This window comes from Bartonella sp. AA74HLJMH (assembly GCF_042197045.1).
In the GTDB taxonomy this organism is placed as follows: domain Bacteria; phylum Pseudomonadota; class Alphaproteobacteria; order Rhizobiales; family Rhizobiaceae; genus Bartonella.
The window spans coordinates 1-711 of sequence record NZ_JBHIRJ010000135.1 but is presented as its reverse complement, the minus strand read 5'-3'; the positions used below and the strand labels follow the sequence as shown (position 1 = coordinate 711).

At 45.6% G+C, this 711-nt stretch carries 1 protein-coding gene; it reads right to left on the bottom strand.

The genetic code is table 11. From position 1 onward, the window contains the following. A partial coding sequence (locus ACFINH_RS10185) for a baseplate J/gp47 family protein (RefSeq protein ID WP_375633057.1) occupies positions 1 to 639 on the bottom strand: 639 nt, incomplete at its 3' end. Positions 640 to 711 lie beyond the last annotated feature (72 nt).

Genomic DNA, 711 nt, shown 5'->3' with positions numbered 1-711 from the left:
AACAAAGGAGCCTTCATCCGGTAACAACCAAAAATCAGCAGAAACATTGATCATCCGCTGTACCGCGCTTTTCACAAGGATGTGGTCATTGGTCATTTTAACATGGGGGGCATCAAGGGCGGCTTGCACCTTGGCAATTAAAGCTTCATCTGCCACCCCTGATGGGCTATCACTAAAAAGAGCCACATGAATAATCGGGCTTTTGCCCACACGATAAACAAAAGCATCTTTGACATGGATATCACTGGAGAGCGCAAAATATTGATAACGTGGCGCTGTGCCACCTGTGGAATGTCCTTGTCTATTCAAGCGAATGCGGCGGCGCAAACGCTCATCATCTTCATCCAAAAGGCGCGTGACCCCATGAAAATCCCCCAAATGATCTAAACTTGTTCCACGCGCAAATGTGAGTAAATTATCCCGCGCCACTTCATTAATTCGCTGGCGCAATAGCAACTCTTCATAAGCGGACGCTTGCAATTGAATGACCACGGGATCATAAGCCGTCTTTTCCACATTATAAGGAATATGATGCGCCGCAAAAAGCTCAGTCAAACGCGTGATCTTTTGCTCTAAAATTGCTTCAACAGAAAGCTCTTCAATAATTTGTGGGAGAGGAAAAGGTTCAAGCTCTGTCATCACCAACCTCTAAATTGATGCTCATTGGCTCTTGGTGTGACCAATCCCCCAAATGCCCATTGGGATAAAAAA